Raw genomic sequence first — 21,678 nt, 5'->3', positions numbered from 1 at the left:
GATGACGACGATGCCTGGCGAATCTTAGGGATTCCTTGGAGGCCAGGGTGGTTCGTCGCGCGGGATCGGCAGCGACAACTCGAAGGCCGCCCCGACCGGGCTGTCGACCAGCCGGAGCTGGCCACCATGACGGTTCGCCACGTCGTGGCTGAGTGCAAGACCGAGACCGTAGTGAGTCCGGCCGGCTCGGTGACCGCCGGAATGGAACCGTTGCAGGACGTGGTGCGCTGCTTCCGGCGCGATGCCGGGACCGGTGTCGCTGACCGCGATCACCGCCGAGCGCCGATCCCTGCGCAGGCTGATCCGTACCTGCCCACCGGATGGTGTGTGATCGACAGCGTTGTCGACAAGTGACAGCACGGCTCGCCGCAAGGCTGACGACGATCCCATCACCCAGCAGGGCGGAGTGTCGCTGTCCAAGACCAGCTCGACGCCGCGGTCGCGTGCGTGCGCACTCGCGCTGTCCGCCACTCCGTGGATGAGCAGGCCGAGCTCGACCGGTTCGTGGCTCTGTTCGCCGCGTGGGTCGGCAGCCGCCAGCAGGTCCTCGACCAGTTCGCCCAGCCGCTGGGTGTCGAGCACCACGCCGTGGGAGTCGTCCTTGGTCTGTTCGCCGATGTCTTCGGCCTGGACCGCTCGGTCGAGCAGTTGGGCCCGGGTACTCAGCAGGGTGAGCGGCGTCCGAAGCTCGTGACCGGCATCCGCGATGAAGTTTCGCTGCAGGGCGAGCGCCTGCGCCAGCGGGCGGACCGCGCGCCGGCCGAGCAACACCCCGAGCAGTACTGCGAACAGCAAGCCGATCGCGGAGGCTACGCCCATCGCCTTCAGTAACCTGGCTCGCTCCTGGTGGGCCGACGCGAGATCGAGGACCACCTGGATGGTGCGTCCACCCCGTTGAAGGGTCGCGACCCGCAAGCTGTCGTCGTCGCCGGTCTCCCGCAGATTCGCCAGCACTGCCTGGGGTTTCGCTCCGGCCCGGAGACCGGCCAGCTCGGGAGCCAGCTCGTCGGGCAGGCCGGGGGAGGAGGTGACGACGCCACCCTCAACCATCACCAGCCACGCACTCGGCGGCGGGTCACCGACATCGTCCGCGGTGCGCGCGGTGGAGCGCAGCAGGTTGTCGGCCGAGGCGGACTGGCCGCGCACTACGACCACTGTCACCAGCAGCACCAGCAGCAGCATCGCCAACGCGACCAGCCCGGCGGCCTGCATCGCCAGCCGCCGGGACGCCGTGCGCACCAGGACCTCGTCGCCGATCGGCCTGCTGCGGCTCACGAGAGTCTGCCGAGGCGATAGCCGAGTCCGCGGACGGTACTGATGACACCGTGCCCGAGCTTCTTCCGGCAGTAGTGCACGTAGGTGTCGACCACGGTCTCGGATTCGGCGTCGTTGAACACTCTGGCCAGCAGGTCCGGCCTGCTGAACACCACCTCCGGCCGGGCGGCGAGCAGGCCGAGCAACGCGGCCTCGCGTTCGGACAGCTCGATCGCGTCGCCGCGAGTTCGCCGTACGGACCGGTTCGCCAGGTCCAGCGAACCGCCCGGCACAGGCAAGGTGTGGGCATGGTCCGGATGCCGGCGCAGCAACGCCCGGAGGCGGGCGAGCAACTCACTGATCTCGAAGGGTTTGGCGAGGTAGTCCTCGGCGCCCGCGTCCAGCCCGTCCACCCGGTCCTGGGTGGTGCCACGGGCCGACAACACAAGCATCGGCGTCGTCACCCCACGGCGACGCAACCGGCCGATCAGGTCGAGTCCCTCGATCGCCGGCAGGCCACGATCGAGCACCATCACCTCGAAGGACTGCGTCATGGCCAGATGCAGACCTCGCTGACCGTCGCCGGCGATGGTCACCTGATAGCCCTCGGTGGACAGGACCCGCTGCAAAAGTGTGGCCAGGTCCTGGTCGTCCTCGACGAGCAGCAGCGGGATCACCCGGGCCAGCCCACGGTCCTCAGCAGGGTCGAGTTCGCCGCGACAGCCAGGCCGTAGTACTGGTCGGTGTGGTCGACGATCGCGAGGCTGCCCGCGACGAAGGCGGCGGTAGCCAGGACGTCAGCGGTCTCCAGCGAAGGTCCGATCACGGTCACCGACAGCCATTCACTCGTCGTCGGGCGACCGGTCCTCGGGTCGTACAGATGAGCGCCACGGGCTGCTGTGCCGCTGGTCGCGACGGCCCCGGTCGTGCACCGGACCGAGGTGCTGACCGCGGCCGGGTCCAACGGGTCCTGGATTCCGACGACGAACGGTTCGCCGCTGGGGCAGCTCAGCACGACATCGCCGCCTGCGTTGAGACACCAGTCCAGCCCGCCGACAGCGGTCAGCAAGCGCGCGGCGCGTTCGGTGGCCCAGCCTTTGACCAGGCCGGACGGATCCCAGTTCCCGTCCGGCCTGGTGGCATCGAACAGACCTCCGGTCAGCTCGGCCGCGCGGAGGCAGCGACCGGCCACCTCACGGACGAGCGGTGTGGCATCACTCCAGGCGAGGACGCCGCCGGCGAGCCTGCTGATCTCGCTGTCGTCGCGGTACGGCGAGAAGATCCGGTCGACCTCGCGGAGTTCCGCATACACGGCACGAACCGCCTCGTCCGCGGCCTCCGACCGGGCCGAGGCGCCGCGAGCGAGCACGCTGACGGGCAGGCCCATCACCTGCTCGACCCAGCTCCGCCTGGTCACTACGGGAACCCCACCCGCCCAGTCTGACCGCTTGTTGCTGAGAGCAAACTGAGTTGGGTGTCGGTGCGGTGGCGTGCCCGCGGGACTGAGACAGTGGTCTGGTGATCCTTGCTCTTGTGGGTGCGTTCGGTGCGGCTGTCCTGTACGGCGTGGGCACCGTCCTGCAGGCTGAGGGGCTGCGCCGCTCGGCCCGGTCGCGTGCGACCACCCTGTGGGGACGGATCGAAGCAGGCTGGCTGTACGTCGTAGGCCTGGCCCTCGACGGCGCCGGATTCCTCGCGTCGCTGGCCGCCCTGCGGTCCCTTCCGCTGTTCATCGTCGAGTCGGCGGTGGCGTCGAGTGTCGCGGTGACTGCGATCCTGGCCGCGCTGTTCCTGGGCGGACAGCTGGATCGGCCGACGGTGATCGCGCTCATCGTCGTCGGGATAGGGCTGGTGGGTCTCGCCGCCGGAGCCGTTGAAGGCCCGGCCAAGACGCTCAGCGGAACGGCCGCGTGGCTGGTGCTGATCCTGGCCGTGCCGGTGCTGGCGCTCGGTTTCGCAGGCTTCCGGCTGGCGGGCGCTCGTGGGGTGGCGCTGCTGGCAACCGTCGCCGGGCTGGGATTCGGCGGAGCCGGGGTGGCAGCTCGCACGCTGAATCTCGACAACGGCTGGAAGGTGCTGTCAGATCCGGTTGCCTGGGCCTTGGTCGTCTACGGAGTTCTCGCGCTGGCCGCTTTCGGGCTCGCGTTGCAACGCGGTTCGGTGACCGTGGTCGCGGCCATCACGTTCAGCATCGAGACCGTCGTACCGGCTGCTGTCGGGCTGATCTGGCTCGGGGACCAGGTCCGCGAAGGGCTGGTCTGGCTGACCGTGCTCGGGTTCGTGTTCACCCTCGGCGGCTCGGTGAGACTGGCCAGATTCGCGGTGATCGAACAGTGACCAAACAATGGACCGTACGCCGTATCGCGGTGGTGGCCGTGGCGATCATGCTGTGCGCCGGTGGCCTGCTGGCGACCGCGGGAACGGGTGACACGGCCGACAAGGAGAGCACGAGCATCCCGGCGACGCCGTCTCCTGGCGGCAAACCGCTCCGCGTCGTGGCTTTGGGCGACTCGGTGACGGCCGGCGCTGCTTGTGGGTGCGCCGCGTTCCCCGAGCTCTACGGGCGCCTCCTGAGCCAACGGACCGGCGTACAGGTGACTGTGGAGAATCGTGGCGTCAGTGGGCTCGATTCCGAAGGGCTGCTGAAGCAGTTGGACGAGCCGCAGCCGGCGGAGGCGGTCAAGGATGCGAACGTCGACCTGATCACGATCGGGGCGAACGACTTCGGCGATCACCATGACGCGGTCGTCGACGCGATCTGTTCGGCCGACTGCCTGACCGATGAACTGGACCAGTTGTCCGGCGACCTGCATCGCATCCTCGAACGCATCCGCGCTCTGCGCGCGGGTCAGCCGACCACCACCCTGGTCACCGGCTACTGGAACGTGTTCGAGGACGGCGAGGTCGCCCGGCAGAGCTTCAGCGCCGACGGACGCGCCGCCACGGTCGACCTCACCCGCCGGGTGAACTCGGTGATCGAGGCCGCCACGCTCGCCGAAGGCGCCACCTCGGTCGACCTGGCCGGACCGTTCCAGCGCGAAGGCGCCGACGTGACCGGCCTGCTCGCCCCCGACGGCGATCACCCGAACGAAGCCGGCCACGAACTCATCGCCAAGGTCCTGCTCGCCGCAGGCCTGCCGACCTTGAAGTCATGACCCGCATCCACCGCTTCCTGGCCGCTGTACGCCGACCAGGTGTCCGCGGCAGATCCACCAGTGCAGCCGTTGTCGTGGTCGCCCTGGCTCTGGCCGTCGGTGCGCTCGTCCTGCTGCTCCTGCTCCAACGGGCCTTGATCAACAGCGTCTCCGACGCGGCCGACGACCGGTCGCTCGACATCGCCACCCAGATCCAGGAAAGCGGCCAGCGCGGGCTCCGGGACGAACTGATCGAGAACAACCGGCCGAGTCAGCTGATCCAGGTGCTGAACAGCGACGGTGTCGTGGTGGCCAGCTCGTCGCGGCGTACCGAACTACCCCTGACAGATCTCCGGCCGGCCAACGGCGAGCTGCTGGGTAACGAGATCGGCCGGATGCCGCTGATCGGTGACGACCACGAATTCCTGATCGTTGCCCGAGGCACCGAATTCAAGGGTGCCCGTTACACGGTCGTGGTCGCGTCGTCGATCCAGACCCAGCGGGAGACCGTCCGGACCGTCATCCTCTACCTGCTGCTCGGTTTCCCGTTGTTGCTGCTCCTGGTCGGGATGGCAATGTGGATCCTGGTCGGCCGCGCGCTCCGCCCGGTGGAGCAGATCCGCGCCCAGGTGCACGGCATCGGCGCGAACCAGCTGGCCGAGCGCGTCCCGGTGCCGGCCACCCAGGACGAGATCGCACGGCTCGCGGTCACCATGAACGAGATGCTCAACCGGTTGCAGGCGGCCCAGGAGACGCAGAGACGGTTCGTCGCCGACGCGAGTCATGAGCTGCGGTCCCCGATCGCCACCCTCACCGCGGCGCTCGACGTCGTCGTGGTCGACGTCACCGGGCAGGCGTGGCTGGATCTGCAGCAGGTGATGGGCGCCGAAACCGGCCGGATGCGCAGGCTGGTCGAGGATCTGTTGCTGTTGGCGAAGGCCGATGACGACGAACTGCGGTTGCAGCGATCCGATGTCGATCTTGACGATCTGGTCGAGTCCGAGGTGCGGCGGCTGCGGAGCTCCAACGGACCGGTCGTGCAACGCGATGTTCAGACGGTCCGCGTCCGGGGTGATGCCGACAAGCTGGCGCAGGTGATCCGCAACCTGGTGGACAACGCGACCCGGGCCGCGAAGAGCACGGTCCGCTTCACGCTGGCCGAAGAGGCCGGTACTGCGGTGCTCACGGTCGAGGACGACGGCGACGGGATCCCGCCGGCCGATCGGGAGCGGGTGTTCGAGCGATTCGTCCGGCTGGACGCGAGCCGGGATCGGGTCAGTGGGGGATCGGGGCTCGGCCTCGCGATCGTCCGGGAAGTACTGCGGTCCCACGGTGGTTCGGTGCGGATCACCGACTCCTCGCTGGGCGGTGCGAGGTTCGAAGTGACCCTGCCGACCGAGGGCCCGTCGCCCCGGGGGTGACGGCGTGCGACGGTGAGGGTGACCGTCGATCGGCAGGGCCGTCCTAGAGGGACTTGTGCGTCCCTGGTCCGAGTTGCTCACAGAGCCATGGATAGATGTAGGCGAAGGCGGATTCGGCGAACTGCCAGTTGTGCGTTCCGGGCAGGACGGTCAGCTTCGACACGATGCCTTCCTTCTTGCCGGCCGCGATCAACAGGTTCGCTTCGCGGGCGTGCAACTTCTCCTCGGTGCCGTCGAGGTACCGGCCGGTGAGTGCCGGGTAGCGGCCGTGCTTGGCGATCACCGTCAGCGGATCGTGCGCGGCGTACGCGGCGGCGGATCCACCGAACAGGTTGGCGATCGTCTGCGCCTTGGTGCCGGTGTTCGGGTACTGGTCGCCGGAGATGTCGACGAAGTGGCCGAAGGTGCCCGGGTGCTCGGTGGTCAGCCCGATCGCGCAGGTGCCGCCCATCGAGAATCCGGCGACCGCCCACGACTTCGGGTCCCTCGAGGCGCCGAAGGTGGCGCTGATGTACGCCGGGATGTCGCGGTACAGGTGGTCCTCGGCCTGTCCGTGCGGACCGTTGACGCACTCGGTGTCGTTGGCGAAATTCGCCGTGGCGTCGGCGAAGACCAGGATCGGTCCGAGTCCGTGATGCTGCGCGGCGTACGCCTGAGCGGTCTTGACGGCGTCGCCGATCCGGACCCAGTTCTCCGGCTTCGAGTGCTCGGCGCCGATCATTTCGACCACCGGCAGCACCGGGTGATGCGTCCCGCGGAACCACACGGGCGGTAGGTAGACGAGTTCCTGGCGATGCACGAACCCACTCGGTACGGCGGGGATCGTCACCGCGACCAACTCGCCCGACTGAGCTCCGGCCGGATCCTTGTGATCCTTGATCTGCGACAACGACACCTGCCCAGGAGGCGGCTGCCCTTGCAGCCCGGCCACGGCATCACCGACTGTCGGGTAATAGCCGACAAACTGATTGATGCCATTGGCACCTACCACCGCCGCAAGCACAGCAGCCAGTACTGCGGCCAGCCGGCGACTCCACCCCGCAGTGGACCACCCCACACCCAGTAGCACCAAGGCACCGAAGGCGGCGGTCAACCAGATCCACACATGCACCGGCAACGGATCGGTGAACCCCAACCCCGGCGCGATCACCTTCGCGACCAGCACACCGAGCACTGCGGACCCGAAGATCACCAGCGGCAACCGCCTGGTCCGCCACCGCACGTCCCGCCACCCGATCGCCAGCAGCAACATCACCGCCGCCACGACCTCGAGCCCGACCGGCAACCACCCTTTGAGCAACGACACCTCAAGCCCCATCCTCAGCCTCCCCAGAGAGCACTACGGCGAAAGACCCACGCTCCAGTCCCCACCACAGCCAGCCAACTGATCGCGATCAGCCACCCGGCCAGCACGTCGGTCGCCCAGTGGTACCCGAGATACCACCGGCTCGCCCCGATCCCGAGACTGAACAGCACCGCGATCGCGACGACTCCGATCCGGGCCCGGCGCGACCTGAGTCCGGCGCAGGTCAGCATCGCCAGGACGCCGAAGAAGACCGCCGAGTTCAGTGTGTGCCCCGACGGGAACGCGTAGCTGGTGTCGACCGGCCCAAGGACATAAAGGATCCCCGGCCGATGCCGCTCGACGATCAGCTTGAGCCCGTAGGTCAGCGCTGCCGACCCGGTCATTGCGATGAGCAACAAACCGGGTGCTCGCCAGGCTCTGGTCCGCCGCCACAGCAAGACGGCCACCAGCAGGATCAGGACGGACAGGACCGGCACGTCCGCGGCGAAGGTCAGCGCGCGGGCCACGGCGGTCAGCGGTGCGGTGCGGACCCCGAGCACATCGGTGGTGAGCTGGGGATCGAGCGCCGCCAGGCCGTCGGACTCGGTCGCGCTGTCCGCCAGCGCGATCACCCCGAGCGTGCCTGTCACTGCCACGACCGCGCCCGCCAGCGGCACGGCGTACCGGATGGTCTCAGCCACCGTCGGCTGCCAGGCGGTAACCCATGCCTCGGACTGTTTCGATGGCGTGGCGGTTGAAGGGAGCGTCAAGTTTGAGACGGAGGTAGCGGACGTAGACCTCGACGACATTGGGATCGCCGTCGAAGGCCGGATCCCAGACGGATTCCAGGATCTCGGTCTTGGTGACAGTGTCACCGCGATGCCGCATCAGGAACTCGAGCAGGCCGTACTCCCGCGGCGTCAGCGCGATCTCCTGGCCGGCCCGTTCGACCCGCTTACGCGCCGGGTCCAGCGAAAGGTCACCGGCCATCAGTACGACGGGACGCTCCGGCCCGCCGCGACGGATCAGCGCGCGCAACCGGGCGACCAGGACGAGGAAGCTGAACGGCTTCGTCAGGTAGTCGTCGGCGCCGAGATCGAACGCGTCGGTCTGGTCGTGCTCGCCGTCCTTGGCGGTCAGCATCAGCACCGGCGTCCACACTCCGCGCCGGCGCAGCTCCTCGAGCACCTTGTACCCGTTCAGCTTGGGCAACATGATGTCCAGCACGATCACGTCGTACGCGCTCTCGCTCGCCGCCCAGACCGCGTCCTCGCCGTTGTGCACCACCTCGACCACGAACCCGGCGTCGGTGAGCCCCCGCCGGACCGTATCGGCCAGCCGGACCTCGTCCTCCACCATCAGCACCCGCATGTCCCCAGTCTGACCCGGCGTCGCTGAGAATCAGCTGAGTGACGCCGACTCAGCGACTTCTCAGCTCTTGGCGGCTACCGTCGGAGGATCGGAGGGGGTTCATCAAGTGAGAAGTTTTGTCAGGGGTGCGCTGGTCACTGCGCTCATCGCGACAGCAGCCGCATGTGGCGTGCATGCCGCCAAGGAGAATACGGACCAGCCGTCCGTGCCGACATCGAAGCCGACGAAGCCTGAGGCGTTCAGCAAGGACGACACCTGCCCGCCTGGTGTCCCGGCCGCGCCGCTCACCCCGACAGCGAACCCCGCCAAGATCACCAAGATCTTGCTGGTCGTCCTGGAGAACAAGAACCCCTGCGCCTCCACCAAGGGCATGCCGTACCTCGCCGGCCTGGCCGACAAGTACGCCAGAGCCGGCCTGTACTACGCGATGGCCCATCCCTCGCTGCCGAACTACCTCACCCTCGCCGGCGGCTCCACCTTCGGCATCCGCGACGACCGCTCACCGGCCGCCCACAAGCTCACGGGTCAGTCCGTCTTCGGCCAGGTCCTCGCGACCGGCGAGATCGCCAAGACCTACGCCGAGGACATGAAGTCGAACTGCCAGCTGGAGCAGGGCAAGCATGATCCGTATGCCGTCCGCCACAACCCGTGGCTCTACTTCGCCTCCGACGACGAACGCCGGCTCTGCCAGCAGTACGACGTACCGGCCGGGACCGTGACGGAAGGGGAGTTCCATGACGATGTTGCCAACGGAACTCTGCCGACCTTCGGCTACCTCGCACCGAACCTCTGTGACGACGCCCACGACTGCCCGCTGAACTCGGCCAACACCTGGCTGACGAAATGGTTCGAACCACTCCTCAAAGGCTCCGACTTCACCTCCGGCCACCTGCTCGTCCTGGTCACCTTCGACGAGGACGACAAACACGCCGGCAACCGCGTCCTCACGGTCGCCCTCAACCCGTCCCTGAATCACGTGGTCATCGGCCAGCGCCTCGACCACCTCGCCACCAGCAAGGCAATCTCCGCCCTGGTCGACGCACCCCCACTCCGCGAAGCCACCAACGCCCCCGACCTTTACACCCTTCTCGGCCTGTCCCACTGAGAAGTTGGTATCGATTCCACAACGGCAGGAATTGATACCGGGTCGGGGGCGCATTGTTTCGGGGGTTTGGAAGGTTTGGAAAAAGTTGCAGGGGTGCGCACCTTGACGACAACGGTGCGTAGTCGGTTACCGTTTGTGATGTAGCGGTCGCGAGGTGAGACGCAGGGCGAACTGGGCGCCGGAATCTGCGGGTCACGCCGGTCCTTTGGGGGACGTCGACCGATCGATCCACATCAGCTAGTTCAGCCATTCCTTGTGGCACGGGGACACTCACCCCTGCCCTGAGGCGCGCGCCGGGTCATCCGCCGGCGTGCTGACGCCTGCCCAGTCGGGCGCCGGACAGCAACGTGAACCGCGAACGAAATGGTGGTGGGTACTGTGACCTTGACCGAGCCGGCCTCGTCGGACGTCAACGGAGGAGGGCAGCGACCGCAGCTCAGCCTCGGCACCGCGGCAGCGCGCAACCTGGCGACGACGACCAAGTCCGAGCCGCAGATGCAGGGCAAGACGTCGCGCTGGTTGCTGAAGATGCTGCCCTGGGTGCAGGTCGCCGGTGGTACCTACCGGGTGAACCGCCGGCTCAGCTACGCCGTCGGCGACGGCCGCGTCACCTTCACCACGACCGGCGCCGAGGTCCGCGTGATCCCGCAGGAGCTGTGCGAACTCGCGTTGCTGCGCAGCTACGACGATGTCGAAGTGCTGACCGCGCTGGCGAATCGCTTTGTCCAGCAGGAGTTCCAGCCCGGAGACGTGATCGTCGAACGCGGCCGGCCGGCCGATCAAGTCTGCCTCATTGCGCACGGCAAGGTGAACAAGATCGGCCTCGGCAAGTACGGCGACGAGACGGTGCTGGAGACGCTGGTCGACGGCGACCACTTCACCTACCGCGCAGTACTGGAGTCCGACGACTTCTGGGAGTTCACCGTCAAGGCGATCACCCCGTGCACGTTGCTCACCCTCTCGCAGGACTCCTTCGAGGAGCTGGTCAGCCAGGCCGACAGCCTCCGCGAGCACATCGAGCAGTTCCGCAACAGCCCGGAACAGGCCGAGAACGAGTACGGCGAGGCCGCGATCGAACTGGCCGCCGGCCATGAAGGTGAAGCGGACCTGCCCGGCACGTACGTCGACTACGAGACGACTCCCCGTGAGTACGAGTTGAGCGTCGCCCAGACCGTACTGCGGGTGCACACCCGCGTCGCCGATCTCTACAACCACCCGATGGACCAGACCGAGCAGCAGCTCCGGCTGACCGTCGAGGCGCTCCGCGAGCGGCAGGAGCACGAGATGATCAACAACCGCGACTTCGGCCTGCTGCACAACGCGGACCTGAGCATGCGGATCCCGACCCGCACCGGACCGCCGACGCCGGGCGACCTCGACGACCTGCTCAGCCTGGTCTGGAAGGAACCGGCCTACTTCCTGGCGCATCCCCGGGCGATCGCCGCATTCGGTCGCGAGTGCACGAAGGCCGGCGTCTACCCGGACACCGTGGACTTCGGCGGTCACCGGTTGCCGGCCTGGCGCGGCGTACCGATCTTCCCCTGCAACAAGCTCGGGATCAGTGACACCCGGACCAGCTCGATCATGCTGATGCGGACAGGAGAAGACGCTCAGGGCGTGATCGGGCTGCAGCCGACCGCGCTGCCGGACGAGTTCGAGCCCGGCCTGTCGGTGCGGTTCATGAACATCAGCGAGAAGGCGATCATCAACTACCTGGTGAGTGCCTACTACTCGGCCGCAGTACTGGTTCCGGACGCCCTCGGCATCCTCGAAGGCGTCGAGATCGGCCGGGAAGGCTAGACCATGTCGAAGCAGCCCTATGAGCTGCCCGACTTCTATGTGCCCTATCCGGCCAGGATCAGTCCCCACCTGGAAGGAGCCCGGGCGCACAGCAAGGCCTGGGCCCACGAGTTCGACATGATCGACGTTCCCCAAGCGGGCAAGGCGATTTGGGACGAGCGCGACTTCGACAGCCACGACTACGCGCTGCTCTGCGCCTACACGCATCCGGACGCGACCGGGCCGGCCCTCGACCTGGTCACCGACTGGTATGTCTGGGTCTTCTACTTCGACGACCACTTCCTGGAGCTCTACAAGAAGACCCAGGACCTGGCCGGCGCGAAGGCCTACCTCGACCGGCTGCCCCTCTTCATGCCCGTGGAGGGACCGATCACGGAAACGCCGGATAATCCGGTGGAGCGCGGTCTGGTGGATCTCTGGAACCGCACGGTGCCGTCGATGTCACCGGGCTGGCGGCAACGATTCGTCGGTACGACGGAAGCTCTGCTGGCCGAGTCGCTCTGGGAGCTCACCAACATCAGCACCGGCCGGATCGCCAACCCGATCGAGTACGTCGAGATGCGCCGCAAGGTCGGCGGTGCACCCTGGTCGGCCAACCTCGTCGAGTACGCCGTGAACGCCGAAGTACCGGTCGAGATCGCGCACACCCGGCCGATGCAGGTGCTCAGCGACACGTTCTCCGACTCGGTGCATCTGCGCAACGACCTGTTCTCCTACCAGCGCGAGGTGGAGACCGAGGGCGAGGTGAACAACGGCGTCCTGGTGGTGGAGCGCTTCCTCGGTTGCCCACCGCAACAAGCCGCCGACCTGGTCAACGACATTCTCACGTCCAGGTTGCACCAGTTCGAGAACACCGCGGTCACCGAGATCCCGCCGCTGCTCGCGGAGCACCAGATCGACCCGCAGGGCCAACTCGACGTACTGGCTTATGTGAAAGGCCTGCAGGACTGGCAATCGGGTGGGCACGAGTGGCACCTGCGCTCGAGTCGCTATATGAACAAGGGCGGCAAGGCAGCCTTGGGTGGGCCGACCGGCCTCGGTACGTCAGCCGCCCGGATCCTCTCGTCGCTCATCTCCACCGCACCCTTCCGGGTCCGCAGTCACAGCTTCGCTCCCCACCCGGTAGGCCCGACACCGATGCCGGAGTTCTATCTCCCGTACGCCGCGAAGCTCAACCCGCATCTCGAAACCGCGCGAGCGAACCTGCTGGCGTGGGGCGACCGGGTCGGGATCACCGACGGCGTGATCTGGGACGCCGAGATGCTCAAGGGCTTCGACCTTCCGCTCTGTGCGGCCGGGATCAACCCGGACGCGACGCCGGACGAGCTCGATCTGGCGAGTGGCTGGCTCGCCTGGGGAACGTACGCCGACGACTACTACCCGGTGGTCTTCGGGCGAACCAAGGACATGGCCGGCGCGAAGGCAACCACCCAACGGTTGTCCGAGTTCATGCCGATCGACGGCCCGATCACTCAAGTGCCGGCGAACGGCCTGGAGCGCTCTCTAGCCGATCTCTGGGTCAGAACGGCCGGTCCGATGACGGTCGAGGACCGGCGGACGTTCCGGGCGGCGGTCGACACGATGACCGAGAGCTGGCTGTGGGAGTTGGCCAACCAGTTCCAGAACCGGATCCCCGATCCGGTCGACTACATCGAGATGCGGCGTCGGACCTTCGGCTCGGATCTCACGATGAGTCTCTGCCGGATCGGGCACGGCCGCTCGGTGCCACCGGCGATCTACCGGTCCCGGGTGGTCCGGGCGATGGAGAACTCGGCCGCCGATTACGCGTGCCTGCTGAACGACGTCTTCTCGTATCAGAAGGAGATCCAGTTCGAAGGCGAGTTCCACAACGCGGTGATGGTGGTGCAGAACTTCCTCGGCTGCGACCGGGATGCCGCCCTCGCGATGGTGAACAACCTGATGACCGCGCGGATGCAGCAGTTCGAGCAGCTCGTCACGGTCGGCCTGCCGACCATGTTCGACGACTTCGGCCTGGCCGACGACGTCCGGCAGACCCTGCTCGGCTACGCCGGCGAACTGCAGAACTGGATGTCCGGCATCCTCGTCTGGCACCGCGGCTGCGACCGGTACGACGAACCGTCGCTGCTCCGTCGGGCCGGCAAACCTCTCAGCGAACCGGTGAAGACCTTCCGCATCCCGCACGGGGCGACCGGACCAGGGACGTCAGCGGCGAAGACCTATCAACTCGCAGGTACGCGCAGAATGGACGGTGCACGGTGACCGGAACCGATGTGGACACCCCGAAACCCCAGCTGAGCCTGGGCACCGCGGCTGCGCGGAAGCTGGCGAGTACGACGAAGTCCGTCCCGCAGATGCAGGGGATCTCGCCGCGCTGGCTGCTCAAGATGCTGCCGTGGGTGGAGACGCAGGGCGGTGTCTTCCGGGTGAACCGCCGGAGCACCTTCGCGGTCGGTGACGGCCGGCTGAGCTTCTCGGCCACCGGCGCCGACGTACGGGTGATTCCCGCCGAGCTGACCGAACTGCCGCCGCTGCGCGAGTTCGCCGACGAAGAGGTGCTCGCGGCGCTAGCGGACCGGTTCTACCAGCAGGAGTACGAAGCCGGTGAGGTGATCGCCGAGTTCGGCAGCCGGGTGGACGACCTGATCCTGGTTGCCCACGGCAAGGTTTCGTTGGCGGGTGTCGGCGAGTACGGCAACGGAACCGATCTGGGAACTGTTGCCGACGGCGACTATCTCGGCGAGGGACTGCTGACCGAGCCACCGGAGACGATCTGGGAATACACGGCCAAGGCCACCACCCGCTGCACAGTGCTCAAGCTCCATCGCAACGACTACAACGACCTGCTCGGCCGGTCCGACGCGCTGCGCGGACACCTGGAAGACTTCAAGTCCAGGCCGAAGCCGCCGCAGAACAAGGCGGGTGAGGCTGAGATCGCGCTGAGCGCCGGTCATGCGGGCGAGGACGATCTGCCCGGCACGTTCGTCGACTACGACCCGGCGCCGCGCGAGTACGAGCTGAGCGTCGCGCAGACCATCCTGCGGGTGCAGACCCGGGTCGCGGACCTCTACAGCAAGCCGATGGACCAGACCGAGCAGCAGCTCCGGCTGACCATCGAGGCACTGCGCGAACGCCAGGAACACGAGCTGATCAACAACCGCGACTTCGGCCTGCTGCACAACGCGGACTTCAAGCAGTGCATCTACACCCGCACCGGCCCGCCGACGCCGGACGACTTCGACGAACTCCTGACCAGGCGCCGCAAACCACGGCTGCTGCTGGCGCATCCACGCGCGATCGCCGCCTTCGGCCGGGAGTGCACCAACGCCGGTGTCTACCCGGAGACCGTCGAGGTCGAAGGTCAGCGGGCGCACGCGTGGCGCGGCGTACCGATCCTTCCGTGCAACAAGATCCCGATCTCCTCGACGAACACCACCTCCGTACTCGTACTCCGAACCGGAGCCGAGGACGAGGGCGTGATCGGCCTGCGGCAGACCGGTCTGCCCGACGAGGTGGAGCCGGGCCTCAATGCGCGGTTCATGGGGATCAACGAGAAGGCCGTCTCGTCGTACCTGGTCAGTACCTACTACTCGGTGGCAGTGCTCGTCCCGGACGCTCTCGGCGTTCTGGAAAACGTCGAACTCGGTGGATGAGGAGCATGCGATGTCCACTCTTCAAGAGGGCAGGTCGGCGTTCGAGGTCCTGGCCTGGAGCCGCGAACAAGTAGAGCCCGCACTGCGCGAAGCCGTCGGCAGCATGCCACTGGCGACACAACGGATCGCCAACTACCACTTCGGCTGGGAAGACGAGGACGGTAGTCCAGCCCACGCCGACAGTGGCAAAGCGTTGCGGCCGGCCCTCGCGTTGCTGTCAGCAGAAGCAGTCGGCGGTACGCCGGAGTCGGCGCTACCCGCTGCAGTAGCAGTCGAGCTGGTGCACAATTTCTCCTTGTTGCACGACGATGTGATGGATTGCGACACCACTCGCCGGCATCGGGCGACGGCCTGGTCGGTCTTCGGACTCGGTGCGGCGATCCTGGCCGGTGACGCATTGCTGAGCCTGGCATTCGACGTACTCGTCAACAGCGGAAATCAACGGGCAGACGATGCTGCCCGGATGTTGGGGGCGGCCGTTCAGGAGCTGGTCGACGGGCAGCTCGCGGACTCACACTTCGAGACGCGTGATGACGTGGTGATGTCCGAGTGCGTCCGGATGGCGCAGCTGAAGACGGGTGCGCTCCTGGGATGTTCCAGTGCGCTCGGAGCGCTCTTCGGCGGCGGCCGGCCTGAGCAGGTTGACCATCTGCGGCTGTTCGGTGAGGACCTCGGGCTGGCCTTTCAGTACGCCGACGACCTGCTCGGGATCTGGGGGAATCCGAGGGTCACCGGGAAACCGGTGCACTCCGATCTGCGCCGGCGGAAGAAGTCGCTGCCCACGGTCGCCGCGCTGACCTCCGACACGGAGGCGGGTCGTGAGTTGGCGGTGCTCTATCAGAAAGAACTCGCTGACGAGCAGCTCGGGCACGCAGCTGACTTGATCGAACGCACCGGTGCCAGGGAGCAGAGTCAGGCACAGGCCGACGCGTTGCTGGCGTCCGCGCTGGGGGAGTTGTCGTCAGCGGGCTCGGCCACCCAGGCCGCGGCTGAGCTGACCCAACTCGCCCGGCTGGCGACCCGGCGCGATCGCTGACATGGGGGAGACAGATGACACCACGCACCATCCTGCTGGCCTCGCCACGCTCGTTCTGCGCGGGGGTCGAACGCGCGATCGAGGTGGTCGAGCAACTGCTGGCCCACCGTCCGGGGCCGATCTACGTGCGCAAGCAGATCGTCCACAACACGCACGTCGTCGCTGACCTCGAACGTCGGGGCGCGGTCTTCGTCGACGAGCTGGACGGTGTGCCGGACGGCGCCACTGTCGTCTTCTCCGCGCATGGCGTCTCCCCGGCGGTCCGTAACGAGGCGGACCGCCGGGGGCTCGACGTGGTCGACGCGACCTGCCCCTTGGTCACCAAGGTGCACGCCGAGGCCCGCCGGTACGCCGCTCGCGGGGACACCGTGGTGCTGATCGGGCATGCCGGCCACGAGGAGGTCGAGGGCACGATGGGCGAGGCGCTCGAACAGACCGTGCTCGTCGAGACGGTCGAGGACGTCGCCGCCTTGCAGGTCGATGATTCGTCGAAGGTTTCGTACCTGACGCAGACAACGCTCGCGGTGGACGAGACCACCGCCGTACTGGATGCCCTACGCAACAAGTTCCGTGGGCTGCGGGGACCGGAGTCGGCCGATATCTGTTATGCCACGACGAATCGGCAAGAAGCGTTGGCGGCGATCGCGGACGAGGCCGACCTGGTGCTGGTGGTCGGTTCGACGAACTCCTCGAACTCCAAGCGGCTGGTGGAGCTGGCGCAGAAACGGGGCACCGCGGCGTACCTGATCGACGATGCGGCCGATATCCGGGGCGAGTGGCTGGACGGCGTACAGGTGGTCGGTTTGACGGCCGGGGCCTCGGCGCCGCCGCGGCTGGTGGACGAGGTGGTGGAGTTGCTGGGGCAGCTCGGGCCGGTCGAGGTGATCGAACGGGAGCTGACCCAGGAGACGATCCACTTCACGCTGCCGTCGGCGGTGAGGCGGCCATGAATCTCTATCTCAGTGGGTCGTTGTGGGTCGCCGGGGTGATGGTGTTCACCGCGGTCCTGGCCGTCGTACTGCGGAAGGCCAGGCACCGCGAGGGCCGCGAGGCGAACAACGAGGTGGCCGGCCAGGTCTTCACGGTGGTCGGCGGAGTGAACGTGGTGATCGCCGCGTTCGTGCTGATCTCGCTGTTCGACGCGATGGACAAGGCTCAGGACACCACCTACGAGGAGGCGAACGCACTGGTCGCCGTGCAGTGGTCGAGCGAATCGCTGGCCGAACCGACCAAGACCAAGGTGCACGAGCTGACCACGTCGTATGCGTCGATCGTCTCCGACGACGAGTGGCCGGCGATGCGGGCGGGCCGCACGGTCGGGGACAAGGGCTGGCAGGTGCTGACCAGCCTGCAGGACGAGCTCGAGCACGCGAAGACGACCACCGAGCGGCAGGAGAACGCGCGGGTCGACGCCACGACGCAGGTCTGGAACGTCTACCAGGCCAGACAGACCCGGCTGAACGCCAGCGGCAGCGGGGTCAGTTCGGTGGTCTGGTTCGCGATCGCGATCGGCAGCGTGATGTCGGTGGCGCTGATGTTCATGTTCGGCGGACCAGGCGTGTACTCGTACGCCACGATCGTGTCGATGCTGTCGGGCGCGATCGGGCTGGTGCTGTTCGCGATCTATCAGCTGCAGAATCCCTTCAGCGGTGGAGCAAGCGTCGGGCCCGATGCCTTCGTCGAGGCGCTGACCCGATTGAGTCGCGGTGGCTGATGCGACGCCCGTACGACGGGTGCTCGCAGGGTCGGCCGCGCTTCTTCTGGCCTCGCTGACGACTGTGCTGGTGGTCAGCGAGTCGTCGGCGGCGTCGGAGTGCGAGATCCTGCTGGTCCGGTCGAGCGGGCACAACTCGCTGTCGGGGTTGTCGCGGGTCTCGCTGCCGTCGGGAGCTGTCACGGATCTTGGGCGGCTCGACTATCAGGTGAACGCGCTCGGGTATTCGCGGTCGCAGGATCTGGCTTATGGGATCGCGTCCCGGGACCGGAATGGGTGGCTTGGGCGGCGGCCTCATTTGGTGACGATCGATCGGCGCGGTGCGGTGGCTGATCTCGGGCCGGTGCGGGAAGGTGCGGGTGGGATCGCGGATCCGACAGCCGGGGCGATAGCGGGGTCCCGGCTGTATCTGCGGGACCAGCATCGGTTGTTCACGATGGACATCGACCCGGGGAGTTCGACGTACAAGAAGGTCTTGCGGGTGGTGCGGCCGTCGCCGGTCTGGCTGACGATGTCGATCGACGACTTCGCGTACTCCGATGGGCTGCTTTATGGGATCTCCACCTTCGGGCTGTCGGCGAAGCTCGTCAGCATCGATCCGCAGACCGGCGTCTCGAAGATCATCACGACGATCCGGGGGGTGTCTGCTTTGGACTCCTACACGTCTGTGGTGATGCTCGACTCTCGTACGCTCGTCGCGATCCACACCGGGCACGGGCAGCGAACCCGGATGTTCCGCATCACCTTCGACGGGTCCAGCACGGAGCTCTCGTCGGCGCCTCCCGCCTCGGCCACTGACGCCGCCGGCTGTTTAAGCCAGGCAGCGCCGCCACCGCCGCCACCTCCTCCTCCTCCACCGACCCCACCGCCGACCCCGCCACCACCGCGGCCGACGCCGACGCTGACCCCGAAGCCCAGCCCGACACCAACCTTTACGCCTGCGCCTAAGCCGACTCCCAGGCCCACTCCCACCCCTGTCCCAACGCCTACCCCGACTCCGACACCACGTCGGGAGCTGCCGCCACCGCCGCCCGAGCCGCCGACTCCGACGCCCGCCCCGCCACGGGTGCGGCCGTCGCCTACCGAGATCACGATCGCGCCGCAGGTCGCGTCGACGCCGAAGCCGGCCGACCACACCGTCCAGGTGCTCCGGCGGTGGTCGATGGCGACCCTGCTGGTCGTCCTCACCGGCGGTGCCGCGATGGCCGCGCAACGTCGGATGCGGAGGTGAGGATGCCGGTGGAGCGCGCGCGGCGGCTGGTGCCGACGAAGCTCGTGGGGAGGGAGCAAGAGCTTCGAACGGCCCGCGCCGCGCTGCGCACCACCCCCGCCCTCCTCCTGGTGTCCGGCGAAGCAGGCGTCGGCAAAACCCGCCTCATCGCCGAGCTCGCGCGCGATCATGGCGGTCCGCCCTGGCTCGGCGCGGCGGTGATGCGCGATGGACAGTCTGTTCGGTGGTTGACCGGACGTTGCCGTCCTCTTCACCATCCCACTCCGCTGGCGCCGTTGGCGGAGGCCTTTCACGGAGTCGCCGGTCTGACCGACTGCCTCAGTTCGCCCTGGAACTGTCTGCCGGAGAGCCTGGCCGAACTCGGACCGACCGTGTTGGTGATCGAAGACCTGCACTGGGCAGATCGCGGCACCCTGCAGGTGCTGCACTTTCTCGCCGCCCGGCTACCACCGCAGTTGCAGCTGATCGCCACCTACCGCCCGGAGGAATCCCAGCAATCCCGTGAGATCACCGCGCTGGCAGCCGGCGTTCCGGCTGGGACCCGAACAGTCGAGGTCCGACTGCATCCGCTCGGCGCGGCCGCGGTCCACGAACTGGCCACCGAGGTGCTCGGCGTCGATTTGTTGCCCTCGGCATTGACCGGGGAGCTGCTCGACCGCGCCGGCGGCCTGCCCTTCGCAATCGAGGAACTCCTCAGAGCGGTGCAGGACAGCGGATCGCTGGAGATCAACGCGATGACTCGGGCGATGGCGGCGGCTCCCGCCCCGTTGGCGCTGCGGGCGTCGGTGATGCTCCGGCTGGAACATCTTCCGGAGGTCTCCCGTCGCGTGGTGTGTGCGTCCGCCGTACTGAACTCGCCCGCGCCGGACTCCGTGCTGGGGGCGATCGCGGAGACATCCGGTGCGCAACTGGCCGAGGCGATCGACGGGGGACTTGCCCGCGGACTGCTCAGACAGAAGCGCCCCGGCCTGTACGACCTGCGCCATGCGCTGGCTCGTCGAGCGGTGTACGAGACGATCCCGCCGGACGAACTGCGCCGCCTGCACCGCCGGTCGGCGATGGCGCTGGCCGCGGTCGAACCACCTCCGCACGCCCGCATCGCCGACCACTTCCGCTCGGGCGGGTTGATCGCGGACTGGATGATCCACGCCGAGGCCGCTGTCGACCAGCTACTGGTTGCCCAGGACAACGCTGGTGCTGTCGAGCAACTGACGGCGATGGTGCAGATCGAGGCCCTGCCCTGGGCAGACCGGGCCCGGCTGGCAGTGAAGCTCGGTTCCGCGGTGTCTCCGGAACAGCGCTGGCAGGATGCGGTGATCCTGATGAGCACGATCCTCGCCGAGTCCACCGCGCCGACCTCGCAGCGTGGCCGGTTGCGGCTCGCGCTCGGATTGTTGCTGCACCACCGAGCAGGCGAAGTACTGGCCGGTCGACGTGAGGTCGCGGCTGCGATCAGCGAGCTCGACCTCGATCCAGCTTCCGCCGCTTGGGCGTTGTCGACCCTCGCGGTACCCGTCTTCGGAGCCGAAGGGATCGCCGAGCATCGGAGCCGATTGGACGATGCCGTCCGCCTGCTCAACGATCGGCAGCGGTACCAGGAGGAGGGCACGAAGCACGCCGTACGGGTGAATCGGGCTCGCTTCCAGCTGGCGTTGGGTGTCACCGACGGGGTGGAAGAGGTCGGTGCGGAGGCTGCTGATGGGTTGGCTTGGCTGGGGCACGACGGCCGGAGTACTGCGCTCCTGGAGCGGGCGGCCGCGGGATGGGACCGGTTCAGTGCGGCTGCAGGTGCGGGGACTCGGGTGCGGCTGGCGTTCGGGGCAGCTGAGTGGGGTGGGCTGGCGGAGCGACTGTCGCGGGCGCGGGCGGATGCTGCCGGGATGCCGCTGGTGCGGATGGAGATCGACCTGGTCGACGGGCGGTATCAGCTGGCTCGCGGTGATGTTGCTGAGGGCAAGCAGTTGCTCGAATCGGTGCTGCGGGCAACGGTGAGTGGCCCGCTGACCATCCGGGCGGTGACGGTTGCGGCCTTGGTCCGGCAGGGGCTGGTCGGGCCGTGTGCGGTCGAGGAATGTGCTGCGATGGTCCGCCGGAAGGAGGGCTGGGCCTGGGCGGGGGAGTTGGTGATCGCGGCCTGTTCGGTGCTGGATCGGCCGACGGCCGAAGGGTTGGCGGCTGAGTTCGCTGACGGGTTGGCCGGGCGGGATGCGCCGGCGGCGAGGGCTGCTTTGACGATGGTTCGCGCGGGTCTTGAGGGGTCGGCCGAGTTGTTCGGGCAGGCGGCTGCGGAGTACGAGGTGTTGGGGCGGAAGTACGACCAGTACGGCGCGTTGGAAGGGCGGGGGAGGTGCTTGCTGGCGGCGGGGGAGCCGGACGAATTGGTGGCGATCGTGGCGGCGTACGAGGCGTTGGGTGCGCGTGGCGATGCGCGGAGGTGTCGCGATGCGCTGCGTGACGCCGGGGTGATGGTGTCGGCGCGGCGGGGGCGGCGTGGGTACGGCAACGCGTTGTCGCCGCGCGAGTTGGAGGTCGCCCGGCTGGCCGCGAAGGGATTGAGCAACAGCAATATCGCGACCGCGTTGTCGTTGTCGGTGAGCACGGTCGAGGACCATCTCTCCCGGGCCATGCGCAAACTCGACGTACGGTCAAGACATGCGCTTGCCCCTCTCGTCACTCAATGACGAGAGGGGCATCG

The 21,678-nt window shown here is 67.7% G+C and carries 18 protein-coding genes; 12 read left to right on the top strand and 6 right to left on the bottom strand.

Annotation, left to right across the window (positions count from 1 at the left end; translation table 11 throughout):
- Positions 1–24 precede the first annotated feature (24 nt).
- From ABZ004_RS21890 to ABZ004_RS21880, 3 genes are read right to left on the bottom strand one after another with little or no spacing between them, the layout of a single operon-like run.
- Entirely contained in the window at positions 25–1,275 is a 1,251-nt protein-coding gene (locus tag ABZ004_RS21890; protein WP_355682146.1) for a HAMP domain-containing sensor histidine kinase, read from the bottom strand.
- Positions 1,272–1,931: a response regulator transcription factor gene (locus ABZ004_RS21885; RefSeq protein WP_355682145.1), complete on the bottom strand. Its 660-nt coding sequence runs from the start codon at positions 1,929–1,931 to the stop codon at positions 1,272–1,274. The genes ABZ004_RS21890 and ABZ004_RS21885 overlap by 4 nt, the downstream gene beginning before the upstream one ends.
- The gene (locus ABZ004_RS21880) at positions 1,928–2,671 is read right to left on the bottom strand and encodes an FAD:protein FMN transferase (protein WP_355682143.1); all 744 of its coding nucleotides are present in this window, start codon (positions 2,669–2,671) and stop codon (positions 1,928–1,930) included. Before ABZ004_RS21880 ends, ABZ004_RS21885 begins: the two co-directional genes overlap by 4 nt.
- A gap of 101 nt (positions 2,672–2,772) precedes the next feature.
- On the opposite strand from ABZ004_RS21880, the gene ABZ004_RS21875 reads away from it, so the two are divergent.
- From ABZ004_RS21875 to ABZ004_RS21865, 3 genes are read left to right on the top strand one after another with little or no spacing between them, the layout of a single operon-like run.
- On the top strand, positions 2,773–3,591 hold the full coding sequence (locus tag ABZ004_RS21875) for a hypothetical protein (protein ID WP_355682141.1): 819 nt from the start codon (positions 2,773–2,775) through the stop codon (positions 3,589–3,591).
- The gene (locus ABZ004_RS21870; RefSeq protein WP_355682139.1) at positions 3,588–4,409 is read left to right on the top strand and encodes an SGNH/GDSL hydrolase family protein; all 822 of its coding nucleotides are present in this window, start codon (positions 3,588–3,590) and stop codon (positions 4,407–4,409) included. The genes ABZ004_RS21875 and ABZ004_RS21870 overlap by 4 nt, the downstream gene beginning before the upstream one ends.
- Positions 4,406–5,809 (top strand): ATP-binding protein, encoded by a 1,404-nt coding sequence (locus ABZ004_RS21865; protein WP_355682137.1) that lies wholly within the window; start codon positions 4,406–4,408, stop codon positions 5,807–5,809. The genes ABZ004_RS21870 and ABZ004_RS21865 overlap by 4 nt, the downstream gene beginning before the upstream one ends.
- Positions 5,810–5,852: 43 nt before the next feature.
- On the opposite strand, the gene ABZ004_RS21860 is transcribed toward ABZ004_RS21865, so the two are convergent.
- From ABZ004_RS21860 to ABZ004_RS21850, 3 genes are read right to left on the bottom strand one after another with little or no spacing between them, the layout of a single operon-like run.
- The gene (locus ABZ004_RS21860) at positions 5,853–7,127 is read right to left on the bottom strand and encodes an alpha/beta hydrolase-fold protein (RefSeq protein WP_355682136.1); all 1,275 of its coding nucleotides are present in this window, start codon (positions 7,125–7,127) and stop codon (positions 5,853–5,855) included.
- A 2-nt stretch (positions 7,128–7,129) separates the two neighbouring features.
- Positions 7,130–7,795: a phosphatase PAP2 family protein gene (locus ABZ004_RS21855; protein WP_355682135.1), complete on the bottom strand. Its 666-nt coding sequence runs from the start codon at positions 7,793–7,795 to the stop codon at positions 7,130–7,132.
- Positions 7,788–8,465, bottom strand: coding sequence for a response regulator transcription factor (locus ABZ004_RS21850; protein ID WP_355682134.1), 678 nt, complete (start codon positions 8,463–8,465; stop codon positions 7,788–7,790). Before ABZ004_RS21850 ends, ABZ004_RS21855 begins: the two co-directional genes overlap by 8 nt.
- Before the next feature lie 106 nt (positions 8,466–8,571).
- Between ABZ004_RS21850 and ABZ004_RS21845 the strand changes: the two genes are divergently transcribed.
- The 9 genes from ABZ004_RS21845 to ABZ004_RS21805 all read left to right on the top strand — a co-directional run bounded on the left by ABZ004_RS21845 (position 8,572) and on the right by ABZ004_RS21805 (position 21,664).
- Positions 8,572–9,570 (top strand): alkaline phosphatase family protein, encoded by a 999-nt coding sequence (locus ABZ004_RS21845; protein WP_355682133.1) that lies wholly within the window; start codon positions 8,572–8,574, stop codon positions 9,568–9,570.
- Positions 9,571–9,948: 378 nt separating this feature from the next.
- The gene (locus ABZ004_RS21840) at positions 9,949–11,370 is read left to right on the top strand and encodes a family 2B encapsulin nanocompartment shell protein (RefSeq protein WP_355682132.1); all 1,422 of its coding nucleotides are present in this window, start codon (positions 9,949–9,951) and stop codon (positions 11,368–11,370) included.
- A gap of 3 nt (positions 11,371–11,373) precedes the next feature.
- Positions 11,374–13,611: a germacradienol/geosmin synthase gene (locus tag ABZ004_RS21835; RefSeq protein WP_355682130.1), complete on the top strand. Its 2,238-nt coding sequence runs from the start codon at positions 11,374–11,376 to the stop codon at positions 13,609–13,611.
- Positions 13,608–15,002 (top strand): family 2B encapsulin nanocompartment shell protein, encoded by a 1,395-nt coding sequence (locus ABZ004_RS21830; RefSeq protein ID WP_355682128.1) that lies wholly within the window; start codon positions 13,608–13,610, stop codon positions 15,000–15,002. The genes ABZ004_RS21835 and ABZ004_RS21830 overlap by 4 nt, the downstream gene beginning before the upstream one ends.
- 10 nt (positions 15,003–15,012) lie before the next feature.
- On the top strand, positions 15,013–16,038 hold the full coding sequence (locus ABZ004_RS21825; RefSeq protein ID WP_355682126.1) for a family 2 encapsulin nanocompartment cargo protein polyprenyl transferase: 1,026 nt from the start codon (positions 15,013–15,015) through the stop codon (positions 16,036–16,038).
- A gap of 14 nt (positions 16,039–16,052) precedes the next feature.
- Positions 16,053–16,988 (top strand): 4-hydroxy-3-methylbut-2-enyl diphosphate reductase, encoded by a 936-nt coding sequence (ispH, locus tag ABZ004_RS21820; RefSeq protein WP_355682124.1) that lies wholly within the window; start codon positions 16,053–16,055, stop codon positions 16,986–16,988.
- Positions 16,985–17,752, top strand: coding sequence for a hypothetical protein (locus ABZ004_RS21815; protein WP_355682122.1), 768 nt, complete (start codon positions 16,985–16,987; stop codon positions 17,750–17,752). Before ispH ends, ABZ004_RS21815 begins: the two co-directional genes overlap by 4 nt.
- Positions 17,745–18,983, top strand: coding sequence for a hypothetical protein (locus tag ABZ004_RS21810; protein WP_355682121.1), 1,239 nt, complete (start codon positions 17,745–17,747; stop codon positions 18,981–18,983). Before ABZ004_RS21815 ends, ABZ004_RS21810 begins: the two co-directional genes overlap by 8 nt.
- A gap of 2 nt (positions 18,984–18,985) precedes the next feature.
- Entirely contained in the window at positions 18,986–21,664 is a 2,679-nt protein-coding gene (locus ABZ004_RS21805; RefSeq protein ID WP_355682119.1) for an AAA family ATPase, read from the top strand.
- Positions 21,665–21,678 lie beyond the last annotated feature (14 nt).

The organism is Kribbella sp. NPDC006257 (assembly GCF_040613535.1).
GTDB lineage: Bacteria > Actinomycetota > Actinomycetes > Propionibacteriales > Kribbellaceae > Kribbella.
Note: the sequence above shows the minus strand (reverse complement) of the source record. Positions and strands in the feature narration are given on the sequence as shown.

Coding starts and splice junctions, on each gene's coding strand:
- ABZ004_RS21865 (WP_355682137.1), top strand. CDS start 4,406: ATGACCCGCATCCACCGCTTCCTGGCCGCTGTACGCCGACCAGGTGTC.
- ABZ004_RS21860 (WP_355682136.1), bottom strand. CDS start 7,127: ATGGGGCTTGAGGTGTCGTTGCTCAAAGGGTGGTTGCCGGTCGGGCTC.
- ABZ004_RS21850 (WP_355682134.1), bottom strand. CDS start 8,465: ATGCGGGTGCTGATGGTGGAGGACGAGGTCCGGCTGGCCGATACGGTC.
- ABZ004_RS21835 (WP_355682130.1), top strand. CDS start 11,374: ATGTCGAAGCAGCCCTATGAGCTGCCCGACTTCTATGTGCCCTATCCG.
- ABZ004_RS21825 (WP_355682126.1), top strand. CDS start 15,013: ATGTCCACTCTTCAAGAGGGCAGGTCGGCGTTCGAGGTCCTGGCCTGG.
- ispH (WP_355682124.1), top strand. CDS start 16,053: ATGACACCACGCACCATCCTGCTGGCCTCGCCACGCTCGTTCTGCGCG.
- ABZ004_RS21815 (WP_355682122.1), top strand. CDS start 16,985: ATGAATCTCTATCTCAGTGGGTCGTTGTGGGTCGCCGGGGTGATGGTG.
- ABZ004_RS21805 (WP_355682119.1), top strand. CDS start 18,986: ATGCCGGTGGAGCGCGCGCGGCGGCTGGTGCCGACGAAGCTCGTGGGG.